At 71.2% G+C, this 19,110-nt stretch carries 20 protein-coding genes; 6 read left to right on the top strand and 14 right to left on the bottom strand.

Going from position 1 to position 19,110, the window contains the following annotated elements:
- Window positions 1–64: 64 nt before the first annotated feature.
- Both RT282_RS01455 and RT282_RS01450 read left to right on the top strand, forming a co-directional pair.
- On the top strand, window positions 65–985 hold the full coding sequence (locus RT282_RS01455) for an OmpA family protein (RefSeq protein WP_313079017.1): 921 nt from the start codon (window positions 65–67) through the stop codon (window positions 983–985).
- 94 nt (window positions 986–1,079) lie between these two features.
- Complete coding sequence (locus RT282_RS01450) at window positions 1,080–1,619, top strand: DUF924 family protein (RefSeq protein ID WP_313311345.1); 540 nt, start codon at window positions 1,080–1,082, stop codon at window positions 1,617–1,619.
- A gap of 70 nt (window positions 1,620–1,689) precedes the next feature.
- Here RT282_RS01450 and RT282_RS01445 read toward each other — a convergent pair whose 3' ends face one another.
- Window positions 1,690–2,052, bottom strand: a complete 363-nt coding sequence (locus RT282_RS01445; protein ID WP_313311343.1) for an HPF/RaiA family ribosome-associated protein — start codon at window positions 2,050–2,052, stop codon at window positions 1,690–1,692.
- Window positions 2,053–2,249: 197 nt separating this feature from the next.
- Between RT282_RS01445 and RT282_RS01440 the strand changes: the two genes are divergently transcribed.
- Window positions 2,250–3,128 carry a type 1 glutamine amidotransferase gene (locus RT282_RS01440; RefSeq protein WP_313311342.1) on the top strand — a complete coding sequence of 293 codons (879 nt, stop codon included), beginning with the start codon at window positions 2,250–2,252 and terminating at the stop codon, window positions 3,126–3,128.
- Here the strand turns inward: RT282_RS01440 and RT282_RS01435 are convergent.
- From RT282_RS01435 to RT282_RS01415, 5 genes are all read right to left on the bottom strand, one after another.
- On the bottom strand, window positions 3,125–4,375 hold the full coding sequence (locus RT282_RS01435) for a PepSY-associated TM helix domain-containing protein (protein WP_313311341.1): 1,251 nt from the start codon (window positions 4,373–4,375) through the stop codon (window positions 3,125–3,127). The genes RT282_RS01440 and RT282_RS01435 overlap by 4 nt on opposite strands.
- On the bottom strand, window positions 4,375–6,576 hold the full coding sequence (locus RT282_RS01430; protein WP_313311339.1) for a TonB-dependent siderophore receptor: 2,202 nt from the start codon (window positions 6,574–6,576) through the stop codon (window positions 4,375–4,377). The genes RT282_RS01435 and RT282_RS01430 overlap by 1 nt, the downstream gene beginning before the upstream one ends.
- Window positions 6,577–6,802: 226 nt before the next feature.
- Window positions 6,803–7,777 (bottom strand): tripartite tricarboxylate transporter substrate binding protein, encoded by a 975-nt coding sequence (locus RT282_RS01425; protein ID WP_313311338.1) that lies wholly within the window; start codon window positions 7,775–7,777, stop codon window positions 6,803–6,805.
- 33 nt (window positions 7,778–7,810) lie between these two features.
- Window positions 7,811–8,164 (bottom strand): hypothetical protein, encoded by a 354-nt coding sequence (locus RT282_RS01420; protein ID WP_312756538.1) that lies wholly within the window; start codon window positions 8,162–8,164, stop codon window positions 7,811–7,813.
- Window positions 8,165–8,178: 14 nt separating this feature from the next.
- A complete protein-coding gene (locus RT282_RS01415; protein ID WP_313311337.1) occupies window positions 8,179–9,540 on the bottom strand; it encodes an acyclic terpene utilization AtuA family protein in 1,362 nt (453 codons plus the stop codon).
- A gap of 107 nt (window positions 9,541–9,647) precedes the next feature.
- On the opposite strand from RT282_RS01415, the gene RT282_RS01410 reads away from it, so the two are divergent.
- A complete protein-coding gene (locus RT282_RS01410) occupies window positions 9,648–10,538 on the top strand; it encodes a LysR family transcriptional regulator (RefSeq protein WP_313311334.1) in 891 nt (296 codons plus the stop codon).
- Between the two features lie 140 nt (window positions 10,539–10,678).
- Here the strand turns inward: RT282_RS01410 and RT282_RS01405 are convergent, their stop codons facing one another.
- From RT282_RS01405 to RT282_RS01380, 6 genes are all read right to left on the bottom strand, one after another.
- A complete protein-coding gene (locus RT282_RS01405) occupies window positions 10,679–11,152 on the bottom strand; it encodes a peptidylprolyl isomerase (protein ID WP_313311331.1) in 474 nt (157 codons plus the stop codon).
- A 58-nt stretch (window positions 11,153–11,210) separates the two neighbouring features.
- A complete protein-coding gene (locus tag RT282_RS01400; protein WP_313311329.1) occupies window positions 11,211–11,648 on the bottom strand; it encodes a hypothetical protein in 438 nt (145 codons plus the stop codon).
- Between the two features lie 137 nt (window positions 11,649–11,785).
- Window positions 11,786–12,802: an SDR family oxidoreductase gene (locus tag RT282_RS01395; RefSeq protein ID WP_313311325.1), complete on the bottom strand. Its 1,017-nt coding sequence runs from the start codon at window positions 12,800–12,802 to the stop codon at window positions 11,786–11,788.
- Window positions 12,803–12,977: 175 nt separating this feature from the next.
- Window positions 12,978–13,577 carry a DUF1439 domain-containing protein gene (locus RT282_RS01390; RefSeq protein WP_313311323.1) on the bottom strand — a complete coding sequence of 200 codons (600 nt, stop codon included), beginning with the start codon at window positions 13,575–13,577 and terminating at the stop codon, window positions 12,978–12,980.
- Window positions 13,574–14,368 carry a DTW domain-containing protein gene (locus RT282_RS01385; RefSeq protein ID WP_313311321.1) on the bottom strand — a complete coding sequence of 265 codons (795 nt, stop codon included), beginning with the start codon at window positions 14,366–14,368 and terminating at the stop codon, window positions 13,574–13,576. Before RT282_RS01385 ends, RT282_RS01390 begins: the two co-directional genes overlap by 4 nt.
- Before the next feature lie 92 nt (window positions 14,369–14,460).
- Complete coding sequence (locus RT282_RS01380) at window positions 14,461–15,162, bottom strand: glutathione S-transferase N-terminal domain-containing protein (RefSeq protein WP_313311319.1); 702 nt, start codon at window positions 15,160–15,162, stop codon at window positions 14,461–14,463.
- 251 nt (window positions 15,163–15,413) lie between these two features.
- Here RT282_RS01380 and RT282_RS01375 point away from each other — a divergent pair, with 251 nt between their 5' ends.
- Entirely contained in the window at window positions 15,414–16,397 is a 984-nt protein-coding gene (locus tag RT282_RS01375) for a cation diffusion facilitator family transporter (protein ID WP_313311317.1), read from the top strand.
- A 21-nt stretch (window positions 16,398–16,418) separates the two neighbouring features.
- On the opposite strand, the gene RT282_RS01370 is transcribed toward RT282_RS01375, so the two are convergent.
- Both RT282_RS01370 and RT282_RS01365 read right to left on the bottom strand, forming a co-directional pair.
- Window positions 16,419–17,180 carry a 3-oxoacyl-ACP reductase gene (locus tag RT282_RS01370; RefSeq protein WP_313311315.1) on the bottom strand — a complete coding sequence of 254 codons (762 nt, stop codon included), beginning with the start codon at window positions 17,178–17,180 and terminating at the stop codon, window positions 16,419–16,421.
- A 17-nt stretch (window positions 17,181–17,197) separates the two neighbouring features.
- Window positions 17,198–17,590: a VOC family protein gene (locus tag RT282_RS01365; RefSeq protein WP_313085015.1), complete on the bottom strand. Its 393-nt coding sequence runs from the start codon at window positions 17,588–17,590 to the stop codon at window positions 17,198–17,200.
- 189 nt (window positions 17,591–17,779) lie between these two features.
- On the opposite strand from RT282_RS01365, the gene RT282_RS01360 reads away from it, so the two are divergent.
- Entirely contained in the window at window positions 17,780–19,099 is a 1,320-nt protein-coding gene (locus RT282_RS01360) for an MFS transporter (RefSeq protein ID WP_313311312.1), read from the top strand.
- The last annotated feature ends 11 nt before the right edge of the window (window positions 19,100–19,110 follow it).

The raw sequence follows: 19,110 nt of genomic DNA, 5'->3' as shown, positions 1-19,110 counted from the left end.
GCCGCACCGGCAAAGCGCTCGCCCCGATCCGTCTTACCGTCCTGTTTGTTGAAGGAACGCCCCCATGCCCTCTACGCTCCATCGCCTCGGCAGCCTGGCCGCTGCCCTGATCGCCGCCGGCACCCTGGCCGCCTGCGCCTCGCGCGCGCCGCTCGAATCGGTCGAGCAGGCCCGCACCACCGTCAACCGCACCGTCGCCGACCCTGATGTGGGCCAGTACGCCCAGCTGGAGGCCCGCACCGCAGCCGACACGCTGGCACGCGCCGACAAGGTCTGGCGCGACGACCACGACGCTGCCGAGGCCAACCACCTGGCCTACCTGGCCACGCAGCAGGCCGATACGGCTGTGAACACGGCACGCGCCCGCAAGGCCGAAGCCAACATCAAGGACGTGGGCAGCGAGGCCGACCGCCTGCGCCTGCAGGCCCGCACCCGCGAGGCCGAGGCCGCGCGCCAGCAGGCCGCCGCCCAGGCGCGCAACGCCCAGGTCGCCCAGCAGCAGGCCATGAGCGCCGAGCAGCGCGCCGCCCAGCAGCAGGCCGCCGCCCGCAGTGCCCAGGAGCGCGTGCAGCAGCTGGAAGCGCAGCTGCGCGACATCGAGGGTCAGCAGACCGAGCGCGGCCTGCTGGTCACGCTGGGCGACGTGCTGTTCGCCTTCAACAAGGCCGAGCTGACGCCCCAGGCCGGGCCGCGCCTGGACAAGCTGGCAGGCTTTCTGCGCCAGTTCCCCGACCGGCGGCTGCTGATCGAGGGCTATACCGACAGCGTGGGCGGCGACGCCTACAACATGGAGCTGTCGCAGCGCCGCGCCCAGTCGGTGCAGGCCGCCCTGGTGCAGCGCGGCGTGGAGCCCAGCCGCATCACGGCGCGCGGCTACGGCAAGTCCTACCCGGTGGCCGACAATGGCTCGGCCGAGGGCCGGGCCATGAACCGCCGCGTGGAGATCGTGATCGCCGACGAGCAGGGCCGGCTGCGCGGGCGCTAACGGCCCGACCTGCCCCACGGCCGGCCGCCCTGTGCGGCCGGCCTTTTCTTGTCCACCTTCTTTCTTTCACGCGCCGCACCGGCGCGCCACCGCCATGTCCCCTGAGAACGTGCTGCATTTCTGGTTCGACGAGACCCCGCCCACGCGCCGCTTCGCCCGCGACGACGCCTTCGACGCCGAGATCCGCGAGCGCTTCGGCGCCCTGCAGGCCAGCGCCGCGCAGGGCGAGCTGTGGGCGTGGCGCGCCACGCCCGAGGGCCGGCTGGCCGAGGTCATCGTGCTGGACCAGTTCTCGCGCAACCTGTGGCGGGGCAGCCCCAACGCCTTCGCGCACGACGGCATGGCGCTGGTCCTGGCGCAGGAGGCCGTGGCCGCCGGGCTGGACCGGCCGCTGACGCCGGAGCAGCGCTCGTTTCTGTACATGCCCTACATGCACAGCGAGTCGCGGGCCGTGCAGCGCGAGTCGCTGCGCCTGTTCGGCGCCCTGGGGCGGGCGGAGAATCTGGACTTCGCCCGGCGGCACGCCGAGATCATCGAGCGCTTCGGCCGCTACCCGCACCGCAACGCCACCCTGGGCCGCGACAGCACGGCCGAGGAGCTGGCCTTTTTGCAGCAGCCGGGCAGCAGCTTCTAGCACCCACCCCGCCATGAAAAAGGCCGCCAGCATGGGCGGCCTTTTGGATAGGCGCGGGCGCCGCCGTGGCTCAGGTGCCTGCGGGTCGACCGTCCGGCGTGCGGATGGTCTCGTGGCCCTGCTTGGCGCGGTGGCGGTCCTGATCGTCGCCCACCACGCGGACGAGCTTGTCCATCGCGGCGTGGAAGGCTTCGCTCACCGTGGCGGCATCGGCCTGCGCACTCAGCGGCTGGTGGTTGGCCGGGCGCGCTTCGATGATGCAGCGCTTGTCGGCGCTGCCGCCCTTGCCGGCATTGGTGTCGGACAAGTAGACCTCGACCCGCGTGAGGTATTCCCGAAAACGGGCCAGCTTGGACAGGGCTTCCTGCTGCGCCCAATCGATCAGCGACTCGCCGCCCTGAATGTTGTCGTCCGTGCGAACCTGCACCTGCATGGTGTTTCTCCTTTGCTCGTAAACAGGGTGTGAGGATGTCGGCGCTCCTGGCGCCGGGCTTGCAACCATCATGCCCCAGCCGCGCGGCGCTCGGGCTTGATTGCGCTCAAGCCTCCCAAGGGCTGCTGGCGGGCTCCTACAGCCCCTGCCCACCCCAACGGACACAATGCGTCGTGGTGAAGGAACGATTTTTTCCGATGATGAACCCGCCTCAGCAGCGCCTGAAGATCGGCCTTTCGGCCTGCTTTTCGCACGCGGACCCCAAGCGGACGCTGTTTACCAACAAGACGCTGCAGTACGTCGAGCAGTCCATCGCCCATTGGCTCATGTCAGCCGGCGCGCTGGTGGTCATGGTGCCCTGCCCCACCGGCGAGACGGCACGCGGCGACGTCACCCTCAAGCACTACGCCGAGTGGCTGGACGGCATGGTTATGCACGGCGGCGCCGACGTCTGGCCGGGCAGCTACGGCGAGGTGCCGCTGCGCGAGGCCTGGACCGGCGACCGCATCCGCGACCTGTACGACCTGGCCGTGGTCGAGGCCTTCGAGCAGCAGGGCAAGCCCATCTTCGGCGTCTGCCGCGGCCTGCAGCTGATCAACGTGGCCTTCGGCGGCACGCTGTACCAGGACATCGAGACCCAGCACCCCGGCGCCATGCGCCACCGCGACCCCGGCACCTACGACCAGCACTTCCACGACGTGGACCTGGTCCCCGGCAGCCGCCTGGCCCGCTTGTACCCGGGCCAGGAGCGGGTGCGCGTCAACAGCATCCACCACCAGGGCATCAAGCAGCTGGCCCCGGGTTTCGAGATCGAGGCCTGGAGCTGGCCCGACTGCGTGCCCGAGGCCATCCGGCGCAGCCCGCACCAGGGGCGCGGCTACATCGCTGCCACCCAGTGGCACCCGGAATTCCGCGCCAAGAGCGGTGCCGTGATGGACGACACGCCCATCCTGCAGGACTTCCTGGCCGCCTGCGAGCAGTACCGCTCACGCCCGCGCCACCCGGGGCACAGCCCGCTGCACATCCGCGACCGCGCCTCGCGCCTGCTGCGCCAGGCGCTGCTGCGCCGGCACTAGCGCCGCGCCTGCAGGCGCGCCAGGCCGCGGGCGGCGGGCCGCTCCAGCCGGCGCGCCCGGCGCTTGCGCTCCCAGATCACGATGCCGGTGATGGTGAGCATGACCACCGCCAGGCCCATGAGCGACATGAGGATGCGACCCGGCAGGCCCAGTATGCGGCCGGAGTGCAGCGGCAGCTGCAGCTGTACGAACACGTCGGCGGCGGTGCCGTGCCAGGGCCGGTGCGTGCCCAGCACCTCGCCCGTGTCGGAGCTGACGTAGATGTTGGACAGGCCCATGCCCAGGGCGCCCATCTCGTTGCCGGGGTCGAAGAACGAGACGTTGTAGAACGGGAAGTCGCCGCCGTACCAGATGCCGCCGGGCGGGTGCGCGAAGCCCAGGCGCTCGCCCTCGTGCCGGGCGATGGCGATGGCGTCGGCAAAGCCGATGCGCGGCTGGATGAAGGTGCCCAGCGGCGCCGGCTTGAGGGTTTCGTAGGGGCCGGGCGTGGTCGTCGAGATCGTGCTCATCACCGGGTAGAACACCTCGCGGTAGAGGTTGAGCGAGAACGAGGTGAACGACACCACGATGATCACGCCCCAGACCCACAGCCCGCCCGCGCGGTGCAGGTCGAAATTGAGCTTGTAGCCGCCCGCGCGCCAGCGCAGCAGCCACGACGGGCGCCAGCGGCTGGCCCAGGTGCGGACCGAACGCACGGCCTGGCGCGGCGGAAAGGTGAGGTACAGCGCCACGAAACTGTCCAGCAGCCACACCAATGCCACGACGCCCATGAGCCGGAAGCCCCAGCGGTCGCTTCCCCAGAAGGCCGGCATGTGCAGGCTTTCGTGCAGGTGGCGCAGCCAGGGCATGAGGTTGCGCTTGCTGAGCGCGATGCTGCGCGAGTCGCGGTGGCCGGTGATGCGGGCCGTGACGGGATCGACGTAGACGGTGTTGTAGCCCAGCGCGAACTTGGCGCCGGTGGCCGGGTCGGTGCGCGGGCGCACCAGGAAGGAGGCGGCGTGGCCCTCCTCCAGCCCCAGTGTCATGTAGCTCACCTCGGCGCGCGGGTCGTCCGCCTCCACGGCGGCGGCGAGCACGAGCGGGTCCTGCAGCGGGCCGCGGCCCGGGGTGTGCATGATGTCCGCGTTCAGCCACTCGTCGATCTCGTGGTCCCACGAGATCACCGCGCCGGTGAGCCCGGCGACGATGAGGAACAGGGCCACGGTGAGCCCTGCCCAGCGGTGCACGACCGTCCAGAAGGCACGCATCAGAAGTCGACGCTGGCCGTGAGCGAGAACGTGCGCGGGCCGCCCTGCACCAGGTAGCCATAGGTGCTGTAGCCGCCCACCGAGGCCCAGTAGCCGCGGTTGGCCACGTTGTCCACGCGCGCGTTCAGCGTGACCAGTTTTCCGCCCACGTCCAGCAGATAGCGCGCGCCCAGGTCCAGCCGCGTCCAGCTGGGCGCGCGCAGGGTGTTGGCCGCGTTGGCGTACTGGGCCCCGGTGTAGAGCACGCGGGCGTTCAGCGCCAGGCCGCTCACGCCCGGCACATCCCATTCGGCGCCCAGGTTGGCCTGGCTGCGCGGCACACCCACCACGCGATGGCCGTCGAAGGCGCCGCCCGCCGAGGTCAGGTATTCAGCGTCCAGCAGCGTCAGACCGCCGAGCACGCGCAGGCCCCTGGCGGGCTCGCCGAAGACGTTGAACTCCAGCCCGCGGTTGCGCTGCTTGCCGAACACGCCGTAGACGTTGTTCACCACATAGGCGCTGGGCATGTCGGTGGTGAAGAAGGCGGCGCTGGCGCCGATGCTGCTGCCGTCGTACTTCAGGCCCACCTCCTTCTGGCGCGTGACGTAGGGCGCGAACACCTCGCCGGCGTTGGCGACGGGCTGCCCGCCGCTGGCCGCCGGGGCGGAACCGCCCTTGGACAGCCCCTCGATGTAGTTGGCGTACACCGACACCTCGGGACGCAGCTTGAACACCACGCCCGCCACCGGCGTCACGCGGCTCTTGTCGTAGCTGCCGGAACTGGCGCCGCTGGTGGCATCGAAGCCGTCCACCTGGATGGTCTGGTGGCGCAGGCCGAGCGTGAGCAGCAGGCGCTCGTCCAGGAAGGCCATGGTGTCGGCCAGGGCCAGGCTGCGGGTCTGGATGCGCTCGGTCTCGCGCGGGCTGCCCAGCGTACCGCCAAAGCCGGTCAGCGGCGGCGGGGTCAGCGCCACGGGGTGGTAGAGGTTGTTGGTCTGGCCGGTGGCGTAGTTGTAGCCCCAGGCATTGCGCTCGCTGGAGTCAAAAGCCGTGAGCGAGGCCACGGCCGTGTGCTGGATGGCGCCGGTCTGGAACGTGCCACGCACGCCCAGCTCGCCGGTCTTGATGTGGTTCTCGCGCGTGTTGTCAAAGCGGTTGAGTGTGGCGTCGCCCGTGCCGCTGGCGATCGTCAGGCCCGACAGGACGTTGTCTTCCTTGCCGCGGCGCATGCCCAGGGCCGCCCAGCCCGTCCACTGGTCATTGAAATCGAACTCGCCGCGCACGGTGCCGAACAGGTCGCGGCTGTCGGAGTGCGTCCAGGGCTGGGCGTAGTTGGCCCGGGCATCGGGCGCGGCCGGCATCGGCAGCCCGGCCGTGGGCGTGACGGCGGGCCGGGGCGCGCTCAGCCGATGCTCCTGCCAGCCCAGATCCGCCGACAGGCGCGTGCGGCTGCTGCGCCAGTCCAGGCCCAGCGCGCCCACGGTGGTGCGCGTGTCTTCGCCGTCCACGCCCGTGTCGCCGCTGCGCCGCGCCAGGTTCAGGCGCACGCCCGTGGCGTTGTCCGGCCCGAAGCGGCGCGACAGGTCGGTGGCCGCATACAGCTGACCGCCGCTGGCCGCGCCCACGGCCACGCGGCTGAGCGGCTCGTTGCTGGCGCGCTTGGGCACCACGTTGATAAGGCCGCCCAGGCCGCCGCCGCTGACGCTGCCCGCACCCGAGCCGCTCAGGAACGCATTCGCGCCGCGAAACACCTCCACGCGCTCGACGAACTCGGTGGCCATGTACTGGCGCGGCACCAGGCCGTACAGGCCGTTGTAGGCCACGTCGTCCGAATACAGCGTGAAGCCGCGCACGAAATACGTCTGCTGGAAGTTGCCAAAACCCCGCGCCTGGCGCACGCCGGCGTCGTTGAGCAGCACGTCGCCCACGCTCCTGGCCTGCTGGTCCTGGATCAGCCCGCTGGTGTAGCTGGTGGCGGAGAACGGCGTGTCCATCATGTCCTGCGTGCCCAGTACGCCCACGCGCGCGCCGCGCGCCACCTGCCCGCCGGCGTAGGGCTTGGACAGGCCCTGGGCCGAGGCGTCGGCGCTGGCCTCCACGGTCACGGCGGCCAAGGCGGGCGCGCCCTCCGGGGCCTGGGCCTGGGCGCCGGCGGCAGCAAGGGCCAGGCCCATGGCGGCCGCGAGGGGCTGCAGCGGGGGGCAAGAGGTGCGGAATCTCATGATGCAAAGACGATTGAGAAAGATTCGCAATTATCACGTCTTTGCGGGCCCGGCATCGTTTATGCATCAAATCAGGCTCAAACGCTTGTCCAGCAAGCGCCAGCAGCTCACTTTTTTTGCAGTGAACTGCCTGCATGCATGGCGGCGGCAGGCGGCGGCCGCACCAGCGGGCGGGCGTTTGCACAGCGCCACGCCCTGGGCCCGGCCAGCGCCGGGCCCCGCGGTCTCACTCCAGCTTCACGCCGGTGGCCTGGACCACCTTGCGCCACTTGTCCACGTCGGCCGCGATGTCGCGGGCGAAGGCCTCGGGCTTGTTGGCCACCGGCTCGGCGCCCAGGTCGCGCAGCTGCTTGGCCACCTCGGGCTGCTGCACGGCCTGCGCCACGGCGGACTGCAGCGTGTCCAGCACCGCCTTGGGTGTGCCGGCGGGTGCCAGCAGGCCGAACCAGCCGGAGACCTCGTAGCCGGGCACACCGCTTTCGGCCACCGTGGGAATGTCGCTCGCACCCGGCCAGCGCTGCGGCGTGGTCACGGCCAGCGCCCGCACCTTGCCACTGCGCACGAAGCCGATGGTCGACGGCAGGTTGTCGAAGCCGACCTGGATCTGCCCGCCGATCAGGTCCGTGAGCATGGGCGCGGCGCCCTTGTAGGGCACGTGCGTCATGTCCACGCCGGCCATCATCTTGAGCAGCTCGGCACTCATGTGCGGCGAGCCGCCTGGGCTGGTGGAGCCGAAGTTGATCGTCCCCGGCTTGGCCTTGGCCAGCGCCAGCAGCTCGCCTAGCGTCTTGGCGGGCACGCTGGGGTGCACCACGACGATGTTGGGCGTGCTGGCGACCACGGTGACGGGGGCGAAGTCCTTCACCGCATCGTAGGGCAGATTCTTTTGCAGCGCCGAGTTGATGCCGTGCGAGCTGGCCGTGCCCATGACCAGCGTGTAGCCGTCGGGCGCGGCCTGCGACACCGCCACCGAACCGATGGCGCCGCTGGCGCCGGCGCGGTTTTCCACCACGAAGGGCTGCTTGAGCCGGTCGGCCAGCTGCGCCGCGGCGATGCGCGCGATGATGTCCGTGGTGCCGCCCGCCGGGTAGGGCACGACGATGCGTACCGGTTTGGTGGGGTAGTTCTGGGCCTGGGCCAGCGGGGCGCAGGCCGCCAGGGCCAGGGCGGCCAGGGTGCGCAGGGTGGTGCGTCGCGTCATGGGGTTTGTCTCCTTTAGTTGTCGTAATGGGTGTCAGGCCGGGGTGCGCTCGCGCAGCAGCGGCGCCAGCTCTGGCGGCACGTCCAGCTCGAAGCCGAGGATGGCCGCCGACAGCGCCTTGCCGTAGTTGTCCAGCGACAGGCTGCGCGAGACGCCGCCGCCCAGGGCGCCGTGGGCGACGAAGTTCAGCGCGTGCAGGTTCTCGGCCTCGTAGCGCAGCACCTCGCCGGTGATGGCCTCGCGGTGGAAGGCCTTGAAGCGCTCGGCGGTGAGCTGCTCCCTGAGCAGCGGGTACAGCGCCGGTTCGTAGGCGAACACGGCGATGTTGGAGGTGTTGCCCTTGTCGCCCGAGCGCGTGTGGGCCACCTGTTCCAGTCGTGCCTTCATGGGTTGCTCCTGGGTCAGCTGGTGAAGTAGTCGATGTGCGGCGCGACGTGCTCGCGCGGTACCAGCGAGGACCACACGCCGATGACCTCGCGCGTGCGCTCCTGGTGCGGCACGCGCTTGCCGGTGTGGCCGATGCCGGAGACGGCCATGCCGTCCACCTCGCGGCCGACCTTGGCGGCCTCCTCGCGGGTGCGGGTGCGGGCAGCCACACGCACGGCCACCTCGTAGGGCTCGGGTGCGTCGGGCGGCGTGGCCGCGCCGTGGATGGCGTTGAGACCCAAGAAGTCGATGCGCACCTCCTCGGCGTCGAGCTTCACGATCTTGAAGCGCTCTTCCAGTATCTTTTTGGCCAGCTGCGCGCGGCGCAGCGCCCCGGGGCCGGCGTAGAAGAACATGTCCTCGCCGATGAAGCCCTCGGTGCAGCCCATGGATACCTTCAGCGTCGGCGTGCGCGGCTTGCCGGTGAGGCCGGTGACGCGCACGCGGTCGGGGCCCAGCAGCTCGATGCGCGCGCGGGTGAAGTCCACCACCACGTCGGGCGTAAGGTAGTTGGCCGGGTCGTGCACCTCGTAGAGCATCTGCTCCTTGACGGTCTGCGCGGTGATGGCGCCGCCCGTGCCCGCCACCTTGGACAGCGTCACAGTGCCCTGCGCGTCCACCTCGGCGATGGGGAAGGCGAAGTTCCACGGCTCGGGCACGTCCTTCAGGCCGGGGTCGGAAAAATAGCCGCCCGTGACCTGCGCACCGCACTCCATCAGGTGGCCGATGCCGCTGCCGGCGCCGATCTTCTCGTGGTCCAGCGCGTCCCAGCCGAACTCGTACATCATGGGCGCGAGGAACAGCGACGGGTCGGCCACGCGGCCCGTCACCACGATCTGCGCGCCCTCGCGCAGCGCTTGCACGATGGGCTCGGCGCCCAGGTAGGCCTCGGCGGAGATCAGCGTGTCCTGCAGGGTGGCGGTGGGAGCGCCGGTCTCCAGGATGGTGGGGGCCAGCTGCAGCACGCGGTCGGTGATCAGGCTGCCGCCCACGGCCGCCACCTTCACGCCGGTGATGCCCAGCTCGCGCAGCAACTCCACGATGCGCCGGGCGGCGCCCTGCGGGTTGATCCAGCCCTGGTTGGAGACGATGCGCGTGCCCCGGCGCATGCAGGCGGGCAGCACGGCGCGCATGCGGTCGTCCAGGTAGGTGTCGTAGCCGGGGAAAGACGGGTCGCGCCGCGCCCGCACCTGCGCCGCCGACACGGTGGCCTCGGCCATGGTCTCGAAGCACAGGTAGTCCAGGTCGCCGCGCTCGGCGTTGAGCTGCGCCGGCTCCACGCGGTCGCCCCACCAGGCGGCGCCCGAGCCGATGCGCAGCAGCTTGTTGTCAGCCATTGGCGTTGTCTCCATTCATAGTGCTGCGGGGCATTCTGTAGAGTGGCGCTCGGGCAGACAACGCATGTGCCGGCAAAGCGCATGTGAAACAGATTCACAGGGGTGCCATGGACAAGTTTGGCGAGCTGCAGGTGTTCCTGCGCGTGGTGGAGGAAGGCAGCTTTTCCGGCGCGGGCCGCAGGCTGCACCTGTCGCCCTCCACGGTCAGCAAGCTCATCGCCCGCATGGAGGCGCGCCTGGGCGTGCGGCTGTTCGAGCGCGTGGCCGGGGCCATCCGCCTGACGCAGGAGGGCGAGCGCTTTCGCGCGGCGGGCGAGCAGGTGGTGCAGGCCATGGAGGAGGCCGAGGCCGGCGTGCGCGTGGCCGATGCCGAGATCTCCGGCACGGTGCGCATCCACACCGCGCTGACCACGGCCAAGTACCTGGTGGCGCCGCGCCTGCCGCTGCTGCTGGACAAGCACCCGCGCCTGCACCTGGACTTCGTGCTGGGCACCCAGCGCGGCGACTTCATCCGCCAGGGGCTGGACGTGGCCATCCATAGCGGCCGGCCCACGGAGCAGACGCTGATCGGCCGCCCGCTGATGCTGCGGCCCTGGGTCATCGCCGCCGCGCCCGCTTACCTGCAGCGCGCCGGCACGCCGCAGCAGCCCGAGGATCTGCTGCGCCACCGCTGCCTGAACTTCACCATCCGCACGCAGTGGAACCGCTGGACCTTCCACGAGGACGGCGGGCTCAAGACCATCGACATCCCCAACTACATCGGTGCGGACCAGGGCGAGCTGCTGCGCAGCTTCGCGCTGCAGGGCCTGGGCGTGGTGCGGTTGGCGCGCTTTCACATCGCGGGGGACCTGGAAGCGGGGACGCTGGTGCCGCTGCTCACCCAGTACCAGGAGCGCACCGAGGACGACCGCTTTTATCTGCTCTACCCGCGCGGGCGCTCGCTGGCGCCGCGCGTGCGGGCGGTGGTGGACTTCCTGGCGGAGCAGTTCGCGCCCTAGCCGGGCGGCATGCGGCGTGCCGCGCCCGGCCGAGGACTTAGAGCCGAATATGGCTTAAACGCTTACCCAGCAAGCGCCAGCAGCTACTTTTTTAGTAGCGTGCGCATTGCGTTTTCGTCCTGCGAGCCGCGCGGCGCGGCTCAGTGGTGGTGGCCGTGGCCGCCGTGCACGTGGCGGTGGGCGATTTCCTCGGGAGTGGAGGCGCGCACCTCGGTCACCTTGCAGGCAAAGCGCAGGGCCTTGCCGGCCAGGGGATGGTTGCCGTCCAGGTGCACTTCGGGGCCCTTGATCTTGGCGACGTGAAAAACCATGGGCTGGCCGTCCGGGCCGGGGCCCTGCAGCTGGCCGCCGACCTTCACGCCGGGCGGAAATTCGCTCTTGGGGATGGTGCGCACCAGCGACTCGTCGCGCGTGCCGAAGGCGTCCTCCACGGCCAGGTCGACCGTGGCCGCGTGGCCCACGGCCTGGCCCTGCAGGGCCGCCTCCACCTTGGCGAAGATGTTGTCGTAGCCGCCGTGCAGATAGGCGACGTGGCCGCTGTCCAGCGTCTTGCCGGTGGCGGCGTCGGTCAGCGTGTAGTTCAGGGTGACGGCGGTGTCTTTGTCGATGTTCATGGCGGGTATGCGTGGGTGGGCGGCAAAGGCGGCATTGTGGCCCAGCGCCCCCGGCGCATCAGGCGGCCGGGGCCAGCACCGGGCTGGCGATGCCGCGCGGGTCCAGCGCCACCACCACCTGGGGCGCGTGCGGCAGATCGGGCCGGGGCACGTCCGACAAATCGCGCTGGGCGGTGAACTGCCCGTCCAGGAACAGAAAGGTCATGCTCTCGGCCGCGGCGGTCAGGGCCTGCTCGGCGCTGGCGTAGCCGCAGGCGCCCAGGCTGCCCTCGCCGTCCAGCTCGAAGGCCCAGCCGCTGCCGCTGCGCTCGGCCAGCGAACCCAGGTCGATGAGCTTGCCGCGCACGTTGCTGGCGCACAGCCGGCCGCGGTAGGCATACAGCGTGAACGTGCGGGTGGCATGTGCGCTGGGGGCGTTCGCGGGGGTGGGAATGGCGGCGTCTGTGCCCTCGGGCATGCGGGCGGCGCGGGCGGCAGAAGGTTGTGCAGTGAGCATGGCGTTCAGGCAGAGGGGGAGGAAAAACACGGGGCGGAATCACCCCATGCTAGGAAACCGCCCCGCCCCGCCCTGTAGGAGAAAGTCCTCCGCCCCTGCAGTGCAGCACCCGCTCCGGCCGCCGGAACAGCGCCGGATCAGCGCCGGCGCCGGCCCAGCCACCAGCCCGCGGCCAGGCCCAGAGCGCCCAGCGCGGTGACGGTGGCGGCCGTGCCCAGGGCATCGGCATGGCGGTGGCGGCGCCCGCCCTCCACCGAGGTCTGCAGCGAGGGGCGGAACAGGTTGCCCTCGGACAGCGGCGCCGGCCGGGCGCGGCGCAGCCCGAAGTCGCTGGCCCAGCGCATCAGCCGCCCCACGGCGCCGGGTGCCACGGCGTGCGCCATGCGCCCGGCCAGGGTGCCGGTGCCCATGAAGGTGACGGCGCGCGGGCGCGGGGCATCGGCCAGCTGCACGATGGCCTGGGCCACGGCGTGCGGATCGACCATGGGCAGGGGCGGGTCGATGCGCCGGCCGGTGTAGTTGGCGCCGTGCGACAGGCCGGGCGAGTCGACGAAGGTGGGCGCCACGTCGCACACATGCACCAGCGGCAGGTCGGCCACCTCGGCGCGCAGCGATTCGGACAGCGCGCGCACGCCGGACTTGCTGGCCGCATAGGCCGCGGCATACGGCGTGGGCAGCCAGCCGCCGACCGACACCATGTTGATCAGCCGCCCGTGGCGCTGCTGGCGAAAGCGCGCCAGCGCGGCGTGCGCGCCGTGCAGGTGGCCCAGCAGGTTGGCCTCGATCACGCGGCGGTGGGCCGCAAGCGGTACGTCATCGAAGCGGCCGATGGCCCCCACGCCGACGGCGTTCACCCACACGTCGATGCGACCGAAGTGGCGCACGGCCTTGTCCGCCAGCGCCTGCACGGCGGCGGGGTTGGTCACGTCCGTGGGGATGCCGATGGCCTGCCCGCCGACGCTGCAGCAGGCCAGGGCCACGGGGGCCAGGGTGTCCGGGTTGCGCGAGGCCAGCACCAGCCGCGCGCCGCGCTTGGCAAAGGCCAGGGCCGTGGCGTGGCCGATGCCGCTGGAGGCGCCGGTGACGACGACCACGGCGTCGGGCGGCAGCATGGCGGGGAAGGCGGGGGAGCGTTGCGTGTCCGGTGTCGGCATGGGATTCATGGTGCAGCGCTGCGCGGCGCAGCGGAACAGGGGAATGCCGGATTTGTAACAGCAGCGGCTTTGTCCTGACGTAGGACGGCTGCCAAGCGCGCACAAGTTACAAGCAAAAATGCCTGTAACGCCCGTCCCTGCTGCGCAAGCAGCTATGAAAAGCGCAGCAAAACCGTCAGCGCCCGCTGGGGCGGTTGGCCAGGTCCACCACCAGGCCCGCGGGCGTGACGCGGATGGCGCCCGGCTGCACGCCCAGGGTGTCGGCCAGGGCCAGGTCCTTGGGGCGCAGCTGGTGCAGCACCACGTCCTGCAGCGCCTGCTCGGCCAGGGGCACGCCGTAGCGCGTCAGGTTCTGCCCCAGCGCCGGCGGCAGGCCCTGCAGACGCAGGGCGTTGATCTGCAGCCGGTCGGCACGGATGGTGCGGTCCGATGCCTCGTAGCGCAGGCCGAAGTCCACGTCCAGCACGCCGCTGGGCGCTTTCCCCTGCAGCAGCAGGCCCACGGCCTGCAGGTCTATCACGGCGTTCAGCAGGTTGCGCTCGGGCAGCAGCTTGAGGGCGGGGGCCTGCAGCTCGACCTCGAACACGCCACCCAGCGGGTAGCGGCGCGGAAAGCGCGTGGCCAGCGCCTGCTGCAGCTCGCGCGCGCTGATGGTGTAGCGCGGCGTGGCGGCGCTGGCGCAGCCGGGCAGCACGCACAGGGCGGCCAGGGCGGCGGCGGTGCTGCCGGCCCAGGCCAGGGCAGCGCGGCGCGTGGAATGGATGGGTGTGGTCATGGCGTGGAAGGCAGATGGGAGGCAGGGGCCGCATGGGCCAGGGCGGCCAGCCGCTGGTGCGCGGGGCTGTCGGGCTGGGCGGGGCGCTGCTGGCGGGCCAGCTGGTAGCGCTCGCTGAACACGTCCAGCCAGGCCTGCAGCACGGCGGCGGCGTGCGTGTCGCCGGCCAGCTGCAGGCAGCGGGCGGCGACCTCGCTGGTGCACCAGTGGCCGTCCTGGGCGGCATGGCGCAGGCCGTAGCGCGAGGGCTCGTCGCTCTGCAGGCTGAGCACGGGGAAACGGTCGAGGTACGGGCTCTTGCGGAACATCTTGGCCGCCTCGGCCCAGGTGGCGTCCAGCAGCACGAAGAGCGGGCGGCGCCCCGGCGGCATGGCGCCCGCCGCGTCGAACGGCGCGTCGCCATCCAGCACCGGGCGGCCGGGCGCCAGCCCCTGGGCGGGGAAGACCACGCAGGGCTGCCAGCGCGGGTCCTGCAGCAGGGCGATGAGGGCCGGGTCGGCCTCGGTGCGGGCCCAGCCGAAGGCCCAGGTATCGGCCACCACGTCGGCCACCAGCCAGCCGGTGTTGCTGGGCTTGAGCGGCTCGATGTCATGCATCAGCAGGCACACGCCGGCGTGGGTGGCTTGGCGCCGGCGCAGGGCGCAGGTGCAGTGGCTGATCACCAGGCGGCAGCCGGCGCAGTGCACGCGGCGCGAGCCGCCGCGGGCGAGAAACGGCTTGGCCGAGCGCGCCAGCCGCGTGTCGCGCAGGGCGGCGACGGCGTGCGGGGCGGCGGGAGAAATAAGGGTCATTTTGGCCTCTAGGCCTTATGCAGCAAGCGCTGGCAGCTATTGTTTAGGTAGCGCCGAATGACCCGTGCCCTGGCTTTCGCTCACTTCATTCGTCATTCGTCGCGCGAGGGGATTTTCAGCCCGCGCTGCACCGCCGGCCGGTCCAGGAAGTTGGCCAGCACGCGGCGCACCTGCACGAAGTCGTCGATGCCCACCAGCTCGCCCGCGCCATAGAACTCGATCAGGTTGCGCACCATGGGCAGCACGGCGATGTCGGCCACGGTGTAGTCCTCGCCCATGATCCAGGTCCGGTCCTGCAGGCGCTGGTCCAGCACGCCCAGCAGGCGGCGGGTTTCTTGCACATAGCGGTCGCGCGGGCGCTTGTCCTCCCAGTCCTTGCCGGCGAACTTGTGGAAGAAGCCGACCTGGCCAAACATTGGCCCTACGCCGCCGACCTGCCAGAACAGCCATTGCAGCGTTTCGTAGCGCTCGATGTCGTCCTTTGGCAGCAGTTCGCCCGTCTTGGCCGCAAGATAGACCAGGATGGCGCCGGACTCGAACAGCGCGATCTGCCGCCCGCCCGGGCCATTGGGATCGATGATGGCGGGGATCTTGTTGTTCGGGTTGAGCGACAGGAAGGCCGGCGAATGCTGGTCGTCCTTGCCGAAGTCCACCAGGTGAGCCTCGTAGGGCAGCCCGGTCTCCTCCAGCATGATCGACACCTTCACGCCGTTGGGCGTGTTGAGCGAGTACAGCTGCAGGCGGTCGGGGTGGCGGGCGGGCCACTTGGCGGTGATGGGGTGATCCAGGGGCATGGCGTGGCTCCTTGTGCATTGCCAGACGGGTTGGGGCGAAAAGGCCGCAAGGCCAGCCCTTCACTGTAGACACGCCAGGCCCGGCCTGCACGCGCCGGCCGCCCTTTCGCGGCGCCGGGCGGCACGGCGCGCCGGCAGCGTCCGACAAGCAGGGGCGCAGTCGGCGGGCAACATGCAGCGTTGGCGTGCGCAAGCACTGCAATAGCGGCGCGAACCGGCCCCATCCCCCTCGGCAACGACCAGAAAAACCCATGTCCGACACCCACAACCACGGCGCAGGCGCCAGCGAATCGCAACTGAGGAAGGCGTTGGCGCTGACGGCCACCTTCCTGGTGGTGGAGGTGGCGGGCGGCCTGTGGAGCGGCAGCCTGGCGCTGCTGTCTGACGCGGCGCACATGCTGACCGACGTGGTGGCGTTGGTCATCGCCCTGCTGGCCGTGCGCATAGGTCGACGGCCGGCCGACGACCGGCGCACCTTCGGCTATGCGCGCCTCGAGATCCTGGCCGCCGCCTTCAACGCGCTGCTGCTGTTCGGCGTGGCCGGCTACGTGCTGTACGAGGCCTGGCGGCGCCTGGCCGAGCCGCCCGAGGTGCAGTCCGTGGCCATGCTGGCGGTGGCCGCGGCCGGGCTGGTGACCAACCTGATCAGCATGCGCCTGCTGGCGGGCGGCAAGGACGAGAGTCTGAACCTCAAGGGCGCCTACCTGGAGGTGTGGGCCGACCTGCTGGGCTCGGTCGGCGTGATCGCCGGCGCCCTGGTCATCTGGCTGACAGGCTGGGTGTGGGTGGACACGCTGGTGGCCGTGGCCATCGGCCTGTGGGTGCTGCCGCGCACCTGGGTGCTGCTGGGCGAGAGCGTGCACGTGCTGCTGGAGGGCGTGCCGCGCGGCGTGTCGCTGCCCAAGGTGCGCGCGGCCCTGGCCACGCACCCGGGCGTGGCCGGCGTGCACGAGCTGCACGTGTGGAGCCTGTCCAGCGGGCAGGTCAGCCTGACGGTGCACATCGTGAACGAGCCGCAGGCGCACCCGCAGGTATTGCTGCTGGAGCTGCGCGCCCTGCTGGCGCAGCGCTTTGGCCTGCACCACACCACGCTGCAGGTGGAGGCGCAGGCCTGCGAGCTGGCGGGCGAGGGGCACAGCTTTGGCGGCGAGGGCCAGGGCGCCGCCGGCCACGACCACGCGCACGGCCACGACGGGCATGCGCACGGCCACGCGAAGGGGGCGCAGGCGCGCTGACGCTGCACCCCGCCCGGGCGGTCAGTCCTTCACCAGCCCGCTGTCCACCACCAGGTTCTGCCCCGTCACCGCCCGCGCCCAGGGCGAGAGGAAGAACAGCACCGCGTCGGCAAACTCGGCCGGCGTGGTCACGCGGCGCAGCGGCGTCATGCTGGCGATCAGGTCGAACACCGCCTCGGGCGTGGCGCTGCTGGCGTCGGTGGTGCGCAAGAGCCCGCCCGAGACCATGTTCACCGTGATGCCGTCGGGCCCCAGGTCATGCGCGGCCGTGCGGGTCAGCGACAGCAGCGCCGCCTTGGCCGCCGTGTAGTCGTGGTACGGCACCACCGGGTTCTGGAACAGGTTGGTGCCCACGTTCACGACGCGCCCGAAGCCCTGCGCGCGCATGCCGGGCAGCGCGGCCTGCATGGTGTTCAGCGCGCCCTTCACGGCGCCGTCGATCTGCTGGCTGAAGCGCTCCCAGGCGATGTCGCCCAGCTTGGGGCGCGCGTCGCCGTCGAAGGAGAACTGGGCCAGGGCGTTGTTGACCACGGCGCTGATGGGGGCGCCGGTGCGCTCGCGCGCGGTGGCGAAAAGGCGCTGCACGGCGGCGGCGTCGGTTACGTTGGCCTGCAGGGCGATGGCGCGTGGGCCGAGTTCTTCGGCCAGCGCCTGCGCGGCTGCTTCGCTGCGGTGGTAGTTGATGACCACCCCAGCGCCCTCGCGCGCCAGGGCGCGCACGATGGCTTGGCCCAGGCCCCGGGCGCCGCCGGTGACCAGCACCCATTGTTCGGACAGTTGCATGCGTGAACGCTCCGAGGTCAGGCGGCCTTGGGCGGGCGGTGCAGCAGGCACAGCTTGTTGCCGTCCGGGTCGCGCAGGTAGGCCAGGTACATGCCGCCGGCGGCTTGGTCGCCGCGCCAGCCCGGGGGGTCTTCGCAGGTGGTGCCGCCCGCGGCAACACCGGCGGCGTGCGCGGCGTCGGCCTGCTCGGGCGAGACGGCGGCAAAGCCAATGGTGCCGCCGTTGGCAAAACAGGCCGGCTCGCCGTTGATGGGCGCGGTGATGCCGAAGGTGTTGCCCGCGTGGCGCCAGAAGGTGCGGTTCTTCGGGTCGGTGAAGCCGGGCTTGGCGCCCAGGGCGCCCAGCAGCGCGTCGTAGAACTGCTTGGACTTGTCGAGGTTGCTGGCACCGAGCATGACGTGGCTGAACATGGCGGGTTGTCTCTCCTGTGGAATGAATGAATGGGTAAGCCGGGTGTGCGATCGGCCCGCGTGGCGGGCCGGCCGTGGCGGATCGTAGTGCGCCCGGGGGGCAATGGCAGTCGCGCAGGCAACTGAATGCCGGGCTGGCGATAATTTCTGGCTGCCCCGCTTCCGGCTTGCCCAGCCTCTTCCCCGTCCATGGCCCGTCCCAGCGACACCGGCGCTCGCGCCCCTTCGCACTCTCCTGCCCCCTCGTCCCCGCCCTCCGACAGCGTCTTTCGCAACACCGGCTTCGCCGCCTTCCTGGCCGCCCGCGTGGTGGCCGTGGTCGCCACCCAGGTGCAGGCGGTGGTGGTGGCCTGGCAGGTCTATGACCTGACGCGCGAGCCGCTGGCGCTGGCCTATGTAGGGCTGGCGCAGTTTCTGCCCATGCTGTGCCTGCTGCTGCCGGCCGGCGACGTGATCGACCGCTTCGACCGCCGCCGCGTGCTGGCGCTGAGCTGGTCGGTGGGTGCGCTGTGCAGCGCCCTGCTGTGGTGGCTGTCCAGCCACGGTGCCAGCGGCGTGGCGGGCATCTATGCGGTGCTGGTGCTGTACGGCTGCTCGCGCGCGTTTTCCGCGCCCACCATGCAAAGCCTGCTGCCGCAGATCGTGCCGCGCGGCCAGCTGGCGCAGGCCATGGCGGCCAACAGCATGCTGATGCGCGGCGCGGCCGTGGGCGGGCCGCTGCTGGGCGGCCTGCTGTACGCGCTGGGCGGCGGGCGGCTGACCTATGCGGTGTGCTGCGGCTGCTTCGTGCTGGGCGCGCTGCTGCTGCGCCGCGTGACGGTGGCCCACGCCGCGCCGCGCGGGCCACTCCAGGGCAGCATGGTGCAGCGCTTCGGCGCCGGCATCACCTTCATCCGCACCCGGCCCATCATCCTGGGCACCATCTCGCTGGACCTGTTCGCCGTGCTGCTGGGCGGCGTGGTGGCCCTCTTGCCCATCTACGCGCAGGAGGTGCTGCACGTGGGCCCCGCCGGCCTGGGCGCGCTGCGCAGCGCCATGGCCGTGGGCGAGGTGGGCATGGGGCTGCTTTTAAGCGTGCGGCCCATCCAGCGCCACGTGGGGCGCACCATGTTCGCGGCGGTGGCGGTGTTCGGCGCGGCCAACCTGGTGTTCGCGCTGTCGCACTGGTTCTGGCTGTCGTGCCTGATGCTGGCCCTGGCCGGCGCGGCCGACATGGTGAGCGTGAACATCCGCGGCACGCTGGTGCAGTTCTCCACGCCGGACGCCATGCGCGGTCGGGTGAACGCGGTGAACATGCTGTTCATCGGCTCGTCCAACGAACTGGGCGAGTTCCGCGCCGGCACCAGCGCGGCCTGGCTGGGCACGGTGCCGGCGGCGGTGCTGGGAGGGGTGTGCACGCTGGGGGTGGTGGGCGTTTGGATGAAGGTGTTCGGGCCGCTGCTGCGGGTGGACCGGTTTGAAGAGGCGGCGCGGGTGAGCGATGTTGAGGCGCGAGCGGGCAGCGCGTAGCTATTTATTCG

The organism is Pulveribacter sp. (assembly GCF_032079985.1).
Lineage (GTDB): Bacteria > Pseudomonadota > Gammaproteobacteria > Burkholderiales > Burkholderiaceae_C > Melaminivora.
Note: the sequence above shows the minus strand (reverse complement) of the source record. Positions and strands in the feature narration are given on the sequence as shown.

What these genes read in the sequence shown, in the direction of transcription:
- RT282_RS01455 (WP_313079017.1), top strand. Translation starts at nt 65, where the DNA reads ATGCCCTCTACGCTCCATCGCCTCGGCAGCCTGGCCGCTGCCCTGATC.
- RT282_RS01450 (WP_313311345.1), top strand. Translation starts at nt 1,080, where the DNA reads ATGTCCCCTGAGAACGTGCTGCATTTCTGGTTCGACGAGACCCCGCCC.
- RT282_RS01445 (WP_313311343.1), bottom strand. Translation starts at nt 2,052, where the DNA reads ATGCAGGTGCAGGTTCGCACGGACGACAACATTCAGGGCGGCGAGTCG.
- RT282_RS01440 (WP_313311342.1), top strand. Translation starts at nt 2,250, where the DNA reads ATGATGAACCCGCCTCAGCAGCGCCTGAAGATCGGCCTTTCGGCCTGC.
- RT282_RS01435 (WP_313311341.1), bottom strand. Translation starts at nt 4,375, where the DNA reads ATGCGTGCCTTCTGGACGGTCGTGCACCGCTGGGCAGGGCTCACCGTG.
- RT282_RS01430 (WP_313311339.1), bottom strand. Translation starts at nt 6,576, where the DNA reads ATGAGATTCCGCACCTCTTGCCCCCCGCTGCAGCCCCTCGCGGCCGCC.
- RT282_RS01425 (WP_313311338.1), bottom strand. Translation starts at nt 7,777, where the DNA reads ATGACGCGACGCACCACCCTGCGCACCCTGGCCGCCCTGGCCCTGGCG.
- RT282_RS01420 (WP_312756538.1), bottom strand. Translation starts at nt 8,164, where the DNA reads ATGAAGGCACGACTGGAACAGGTGGCCCACACGCGCTCGGGCGACAAG.
- RT282_RS01415 (WP_313311337.1), bottom strand. Translation starts at nt 9,540, where the DNA reads ATGGCTGACAACAAGCTGCTGCGCATCGGCTCGGGCGCCGCCTGGTGG.
- RT282_RS01410 (WP_313311334.1), top strand. Translation starts at nt 9,648, where the DNA reads ATGGACAAGTTTGGCGAGCTGCAGGTGTTCCTGCGCGTGGTGGAGGAA.
- RT282_RS01405 (WP_313311331.1), bottom strand. Translation starts at nt 11,152, where the DNA reads ATGAACATCGACAAAGACACCGCCGTCACCCTGAACTACACGCTGACC.
- RT282_RS01400 (WP_313311329.1), bottom strand. Translation starts at nt 11,648, where the DNA reads ATGCTCACTGCACAACCTTCTGCCGCCCGCGCCGCCCGCATGCCCGAG.
- RT282_RS01395 (WP_313311325.1), bottom strand. Translation starts at nt 12,802, where the DNA reads ATGCCGACACCGGACACGCAACGCTCCCCCGCCTTCCCCGCCATGCTG.
- RT282_RS01390 (WP_313311323.1), bottom strand. Translation starts at nt 13,577, where the DNA reads ATGACCACACCCATCCATTCCACGCGCCGCGCTGCCCTGGCCTGGGCC.
- RT282_RS01385 (WP_313311321.1), bottom strand. Translation starts at nt 14,368, where the DNA reads ATGACCCTTATTTCTCCCGCCGCCCCGCACGCCGTCGCCGCCCTGCGC.
- RT282_RS01380 (WP_313311319.1), bottom strand. Translation starts at nt 15,162, where the DNA reads ATGCCCCTGGATCACCCCATCACCGCCAAGTGGCCCGCCCGCCACCCC.
- RT282_RS01375 (WP_313311317.1), top strand. Translation starts at nt 15,414, where the DNA reads ATGTCCGACACCCACAACCACGGCGCAGGCGCCAGCGAATCGCAACTG.
- RT282_RS01370 (WP_313311315.1), bottom strand. Translation starts at nt 17,180, where the DNA reads ATGCAACTGTCCGAACAATGGGTGCTGGTCACCGGCGGCGCCCGGGGC.
- RT282_RS01365 (WP_313085015.1), bottom strand. Translation starts at nt 17,590, where the DNA reads ATGTTCAGCCACGTCATGCTCGGTGCCAGCAACCTCGACAAGTCCAAG.
- RT282_RS01360 (WP_313311312.1), top strand. Translation starts at nt 17,780, where the DNA reads ATGGCCCGTCCCAGCGACACCGGCGCTCGCGCCCCTTCGCACTCTCCT.